Origin of the sequence: Noviherbaspirillum sp. (assembly GCF_036846085.1) — a bacterium.
Lineage (GTDB): Bacteria > Pseudomonadota > Gammaproteobacteria > Burkholderiales > Burkholderiaceae_D > Noviherbaspirillum.
On record NZ_DAIUCO010000292.1, the window covers coordinates 1 to 6,125 of the forward strand.

Annotated in this window: 7 protein-coding genes and 1 pseudogene; 5 read left to right on the forward strand and 3 right to left on the reverse strand. The window is 57.6% G+C overall.

The features are described from left to right. Positions 1 to 111 precede the first annotated feature (111 nt). The 3 genes and pseudogenes from V7080_RS22720 to V7080_RS22730 all read right to left on the reverse strand — a co-directional run. On the reverse strand, positions 112 to 675 hold the full coding sequence (locus V7080_RS22720; RefSeq protein ID WP_334190658.1) for a CesT family type III secretion system chaperone: 564 nt from the start codon (positions 673 to 675) through the stop codon (positions 112 to 114). 93 nt (positions 676 to 768) lie between these two features. Beyond that, positions 769 to 1,953 carry a GNAT family N-acetyltransferase gene (locus V7080_RS22725; RefSeq protein ID WP_334190659.1) on the reverse strand — a complete coding sequence of 395 codons (1,185 nt, stop codon included), beginning with the start codon at positions 1,951 to 1,953 and terminating at the stop codon, positions 769 to 771. A gap of 200 nt (positions 1,954 to 2,153) precedes the next feature. Beyond that, a pseudogene (locus V7080_RS22730) lies at positions 2,154 to 2,312 on the reverse strand (IS4-like element ISCARN115 family transposase); the annotation flags it as partial. Between the two features lie 94 nt (positions 2,313 to 2,406). Here V7080_RS22730 and V7080_RS22735 point away from each other — a divergent pair. The 5 genes from V7080_RS22735 to V7080_RS22755 all read left to right on the forward strand — a co-directional run. Beyond that, a complete protein-coding gene (locus tag V7080_RS22735; RefSeq protein WP_334190660.1) occupies positions 2,407 to 2,712 on the forward strand; it encodes an NIPSNAP family protein in 306 nt (101 codons plus the stop codon). A 55-nt stretch (positions 2,713 to 2,767) separates the two neighbouring features. Further along, positions 2,768 to 3,172, forward strand: a complete 405-nt coding sequence (locus V7080_RS22740) for a GFA family protein (RefSeq protein WP_334190661.1) — start codon at positions 2,768 to 2,770, stop codon at positions 3,170 to 3,172. Positions 3,173 to 3,182: 10 nt separating this feature from the next. After that, the gene (locus tag V7080_RS22745; protein ID WP_334190662.1) at positions 3,183 to 3,524 is read left to right on the forward strand and encodes a hypothetical protein; all 342 of its coding nucleotides are present in this window, start codon (positions 3,183 to 3,185) and stop codon (positions 3,522 to 3,524) included. Positions 3,525 to 3,735: 211 nt separating this feature from the next. Further along, positions 3,736 to 4,545, forward strand: coding sequence for a hypothetical protein (locus tag V7080_RS22750; protein WP_334190663.1), 810 nt, complete (start codon positions 3,736 to 3,738; stop codon positions 4,543 to 4,545). A 482-nt stretch (positions 4,546 to 5,027) separates the two neighbouring features. Continuing rightward, on the forward strand, positions 5,028 to 6,125 hold a 1,098-nt coding region (locus V7080_RS22755), incomplete at its 3' end, for a methyl-accepting chemotaxis protein (protein ID WP_334190664.1).

Consider the following 6,125-nt stretch of genomic DNA (forward strand, 5'->3'; position numbering starts at 1 on the left):
GCATCGCGTTGACGCGTCAACGCCACGCCGTGCGGCCCTGCGAACGGCGGTGCGCCGGCGGTGGGGTCGCCACTCACCGGAGCATCAATCTTGAGGCGTATGCAGCGACGATTATGCCGGGAGGGCATCCGCACTTTTAACCTGGCCTTCTATCGCTGCTTTCAGGATGAGTTGCTTTCCCCTCATATGTCCATGCCCCGCGCCGGCGGCGCGCTGGTCGTTCCCTCCTGCCAGCAATGACCGTGCAGCGGATACGCGGCCAAGCATGTCCCAAATTAGATTCGTCAGGACATTTTTGCCGCAGCGGGCGATGTCGACACGTGAGCTTGCCGTGATGACACCGGTTTGGCGATTGAGCCCGATCAGGATGGGCGGAGTACGAGCGACCAGCCGGTTCAGTGCCAGCAAGTCGGCCAGCACAGCTTGAGCAGTGTGATCGCCAAGCTTTCCCACTTCGGCGAGCACATCGATAAACTCATCCGTCTCATGACGGAAATAGAGGGATGCCCCGTCGCTGAAATTGAGGACATACGTTTCGCCAGACCGGCTGTCCAGCGGCGCCATGCCAAGACAGGTCATCAGCTCGGTCATTACCTCTCTATATCGATAGCCACCTTTCATCATCCGCTCCATAAAGACAATACCGCTTGCTGTAGCAGTTATTACGTTCTTCACGCCCCTGTCTTCTGATCTCTTAATATGCAAGCCTATGCCCGATAGGCAGAAGACAACATAGGAATCATTGGAGGACAAGCTCGCCTTGAAAGGTCAATACCCCAATTCTTCCTCATCCCTGTCATTCTGTTCTGCCAGACGGGCCGATTCCTCAGGGGACATGCGGTCGACAGGAGGCTTTTCCACGTGCTCGCCTGCTTCCTCTTGAGGGCGCACGTACGCATGCATGCTTGCCGGCGGTTGTATTTCTATGTCTTCGCGTTCCAACGAGATCGACACCTGCTGCCATTGATAGTCTCGCGGTTTCATGGACATGAAGCCAGGCTGCTTGCGCGACCAGCTAAGCATGACGCTGTTATGCCTGTCCACCAGGTTTTCGACTCGTTTGAATCTCCGCGCTTTGGCAATGCCGTTCATCTCATTGAGCAGCACCTTTCCTATTTTTTTGCCTTGGTAATCCTTATGGATCAGCCACGCCATCTCACATATTTCCGGTTCTTCTGTAGAGCAGAGATTGGCGAATCCCACTATTTTCCCCTCGATGGAGGAGACAAGCGTCGTCATATTGGGAGACTTTGTAAAATTCTCGATTTCACCAGAGCCAATGAAGGGGCGCCCGAATCGTAGATTCATGGAGTGGGTGTCCACGCCCGTCAAGAACCGGCTGAACATCTTGGTATCCAGCGGAAAAGCTTTACGCAACCCTAGTTCGGTTCCGTCCGGCAGAGTGCGGCTCCAAGTATGTCCGGCATTCATCCCTTCCAGGAATGCTTCCACGGACATCGGAGCCGGCTGCATAGTCGCGCTGGTCGCACGCACAGAGGTACCAGCTTTGGCGCCAGCTTCATTGTGGGCGAGGGTAAGCGACGCGGGAAGATTCACATCGGCACTCGCCGAAACGATGGCCTTCGCTGTTTCCGAGTTGCCGCTTGTGCCGCGCGGCATATAGCAGCCATCAGCGTGCCGATCCAAGCCGATCAGCGTTTGAGTCTGAGGGTCGATAAAATAGGCGCTATCGTGCGCAGTCGTTATAACCGGAACCTTTTCGTAAGTGATGCCCTTGTATTTGACTTGGGAAGGTATTGCACCGGACTGTGGATCGGCTACTGCGCGGGCAAGGGACGCGCCGATATCATGGAGATGGCGCAGCTTCGAAGCCCGAAGAATGTTCTGGCTGTGCGTTACAGCGCGAGTATCGTTTTCACTTGATGTCGACTGCGCTTCATGATTGTTGAGGTTATTGGTGTAAGCGCCCGAAGACGAATCGTTAATCTTCATATTTCCCGAATCTTGGTTTCGTTAATTGAATAGATGCGAGGCGCATTCTCTTCGTTTGAATAGCAGCAGGCGCCATAAGGTTCCTGCTTCATGTCTTGAGCAGAAGCAATTTGAGCTATTTCCAGATAGGAAGCGAATAAAATACAAAGGGTTACCCTCGATCGCACACTGCAAGTAAGGCCCGGCTTGAATGGCACTTGCTTAAGATTTTTTGGTTGCCCATGTTTTCGTACTTTCTCCCTTGCCACAATGCGTGTTTGTGTCAGTAAAGGGTAGGATTTGGGTTTTCGCTTGAGGGCGCGCGGTTCGATTTGCCCTGATCGTTTACCCACGGTCTGTTTGGCCACCAGCGGCAATAGCTCTTCGGCACGTTCCGTGTCATCGGGCGCATCGAGGTTGCATGCCGTTCACCTGCCGAGAATACGTATTGTCAAACCGAGGATTGTTCCGCACATGATTACCTGCCACATCCGCTACACCGTTGACCCCTACAAGCTCAAGGAATTCGAGCACTATGCGAAGCTGTGGATACCGTTGATCCAGCGATTGGGAGGAATCCATCACGGCTACTTCCTGCCTGCCGAAGGCGCCAATGACGTGGCGCTCTGCCTCTTCAGTTTTCCCAGCCTGGCGGCGTATGAAACTTATCGCATCCAGTCCCGTTCGGACCCCGGATGCCAGGCCGCGTTCAAGTATGCGCAGGAAACCCGCTGCTTCAGCAGTACCGAGCGCACGTTCTTCCGCCCGGTCTTCGAATGACGACCATGCGATCGTGCGCTGTCATCCCACCACCCTCAATAGAAGGAAGCGACTCATGCTTAACTACGGAAGTTGCCTGTGCAAGCGGGTACGGTATGAAATCGACGGCCCGCTGAAGGATGTGCTGAACTGCCATTGCTCGATGTGCCGGAAACTCCACGCAGCGGCATTCCGCACACGGGCAAGCGTACGGACGAAACACTGGAAGACCGTCGCCGGTGCGGAATTCATCAAGTTCTACGAATCGTCTCCCGGCGAGCACAAGGCATTCTGTTCGGAATGCGGATCGAGCCTGTTCACGAAATTCGACCGCCATCCCGACTGGCTCGGATTCCCGCTCGGCACGCTGGACAGCGATCCGGGCGTGAAGCCGACCAGGCATGTGTTCGTCAAATCGAAAGCGCCATGGTTCGATATCACCGACGATCTTCCCCAGCATGACGAGTTTTGGGAGCGTTAGCCGCCGGGTCATGCAGCACGATGACGAGCCACTGATGGGAATCCATTTGCCGCATAAGGCCGTTCCATTGGAAGCAGTGATTGCCTGCATGCTCATCGCGGCAATTCTCTGGATGAATGTAAAAGCCACATTGCTGATCATGCGCGACGGCGTGTCGGAACGGTCACAGCGCCTGATGCAGCTTGCGTTGGTGTGGGCATTGCCGATGATAGGGGCAACGCTGGTCTTCGCCGTGCATCGTCCGCCGGAGAAACATCCGGGCAGATACCGGGAGCCGCCTGATCCGGGGGACGACTTCGGTTTTCCGCGCTTCAGCGGCAGGCGGTCAGGAAGCGACGGTGATGATGATTAGATAGAGCGGTTTGCGCCATGGCGCACGGTGCCGCGGGCCGCTTTGGGACGCATGGCGGTGTTGCTCGTCGCTTGTGTGGCTCGCCACACGGCACTCCTCCCGCCTTGCCCTGCACCCCAAATCAGCCCGCGTCTTCCGCACAACATTGCGCAAACCGCTCTAAGGTCCCGTTAAAACGCCGCGCCGGTTTGTCCACCTGCAGGAGTGTTCAGTGCTTGCATTAAAGCTGTTTATTGTTCCGGCATTTCTTCTGCTCCTCACGCTGGCGGGAAAGCGCTGGGGGCCGTCGGTCGCCGGATGGCTTGCCGGCCTGCCCGTGGTGACGGGGCCCATCCTGTTCTTTCTCGCATTCGAGCAGGGGCCGGTGTTTGCGTCGCGCGCCGCATCGGCATCGTTGTCCGCGGTCCTTGCATCCGTCTCATTCAGCCTGGCTTACTCGCACGCGGCGAAGCGGCTGCCGTGGCCGCCGTCCTTGCTGTGCGGCCTGGCCGGGTGGACAACCGCCGCCCTGTTGCTGTCACGGCTGCCGGCTTCGCCGTATGCGGCCCTGGGTGTTTCATTGACCACGCTGCTCCTGGCGCCACGGCTGTTTCCGGCGGCCCGCGTACAGATTGCTTCCCGGCCGATCACGACACTGGAGCTGGGCTGCCGCATGCTGGCGGGAGCGATCCTGACGGTGGCCGTGACGGTTGCCGCCGGTGCTGTCGGCCAGGCATGGAGCGGTCTCCTGGCGGTGTTCCCGATCCTCGGCATCGTGCTTGCCGCCTTCTCCCATCAATCGCAAGGCGGCGCATTCGCCGCGGCGCTGTTGCGGGGCATGGTCGCAGGTCTGTATTCGTTCGTCGCGTTCTGCTTCCTGTTGGCCATGGCGCTTCCCCACATGGGCATCACGGGTGCATTCCTTGTTGCCGTTGCCGCCACGATCGCGGTGCAGTTGGTGTCGAAGCGGCTGCTATCCCGGCGGAGCGGCGAACGCCCTTCGCCGGTACGCGAAAAATCCCCGACAACGCGTTCGCAATGAACCACTGTTTCATTTAGCGATACAAGAAGTCTATAGGCGAGTATCCCGCCATTGATATTTACCATGAGGAATTACTCTCATTTTGTGAGACTTTGTACCGTAATAATTGTTGCCACTGTCAATCTTGACGGGTAAGCAAAAACGAACGGTACGAGGAGCCTTATGGACCCAAGAGCAATTTCTCGCGATGAACACGCAGCCTCCGCGTCTACACGCAAGGGTGCGAAATACGGAATCTCAACCTTGGGTTTGCATGAAGTCCGCCGTCGCGGCCATGTGCTTTTCGGCTGGCCGTATTTCCTCTCCTGAACGATCAATCCTGAACCATACAATCGGTACGACCCTCGGGCAGCTACCTATCCATCCCATACGCCGGATTGACGTCGCCTGGCCACCGGTCCTTGATCAGCAGGCGAATCAACCCGCTCTACCTGGCAATACCTTTTTCCTCGTCATTCCTTCAACAGGCCCGGAATACCAACATGAAATTCTCCAATCTGAAAATCGGCACCCGTCTCGGCATCACCTTTGGGTTCATCGCATTGCTGACGGTGATGCTTGGCGGGTTTTCGTACAGCGAATTCAGCACGATCGAAAATTCATGGAATGGGTACAGGACCCTGGCGAAGCCGAAGCTGGATATTACCAACCAAGCCGGCGAGTCGCTGGGCCAGGGCATCCAGCACTTCAAGAACTTCATCATGCGCGGCAAGGATTACGAACAACGGTTTCATGCCGAGATGACGAACATCGATGCGGCGATGACCGCCTACGAAAAGCTGGGCAGCCTGGCAGCCGTTGAAAAGGCGGAGATCGAGAAGGTGCGGTCCGGCATTGCCGCCTATCGCGAGGCGATCGGAAAGGCCGCGGAAATGAAAGCAACGGGCGCCGGCATTGCCGAGATCGATTCGGCCATCAAGGGCGCTGACCAGGCGATCAAAAGTGCATTGGGCAAACTCGAAGCGATTGCCGAGGAGCAGATCAAGGAAACGAGCGTGATCGTCAACCGGGAAATCGCCAACGGCGAACGCATGGCGGCAATCGCCAGTACGCTCACGGTCCTGCTGACGGTGGTGTTCGCCTGGATCACGACGCGATCGATCACGGCTCCGATTGCCCGCGCGGTCAATGCCACCCGCGTGGTCGCATCCGGCGACCTGACGCAGAACATCGAAGCGGATTCAGCGGATGAAACCGGCGACCTGCTGCGCGCCCTGGGGCAGATGAACGCCAGTCTCGCCAGGATCGTCGGCGATGTCCGGGCCGGGACGGATGCGATCAAAACCAGTTCCGGCGAGATCGCCGCCGGCAACCAGGACTTGTCCTCGCGTACCGAGCAGCAGGCGTCCTCGCTGGAGGAAACCGCGTCGTCGATGGAGGAATTAACGTCGACCGTCAAGCAGAACGCCGACAATGCCCGGCAGGCAAACCAGCTTGCGGTGTCGGCCTCGGAAGTGGCGGTCAGGGGCGGCGCCGTGGTGTCGGATGTCGTCAGCACGATGAGCGCGATCAATGAATCGGCGAGGAAGATCGTCGACATCATCGGCGTCATCGACGGCATCGCCTTCCAGACCAACATT

What these genes read in the sequence shown, in the direction of transcription:
- V7080_RS22725 (WP_334190659.1), bottom strand. Translation starts at nt 1,953, where the DNA reads ATGAAGATTAACGATTCGTCTTCGGGCGCTTACACCAATAACCTCAAC.
- V7080_RS22735 (WP_334190660.1), top strand. Translation starts at nt 2,407, where the DNA reads ATGATTACCTGCCACATCCGCTACACCGTTGACCCCTACAAGCTCAAG.
- V7080_RS22740 (WP_334190661.1), top strand. Translation starts at nt 2,768, where the DNA reads ATGCTTAACTACGGAAGTTGCCTGTGCAAGCGGGTACGGTATGAAATC.
- V7080_RS22745 (WP_334190662.1), top strand. Translation starts at nt 3,183, where the DNA reads ATGCAGCACGATGACGAGCCACTGATGGGAATCCATTTGCCGCATAAG.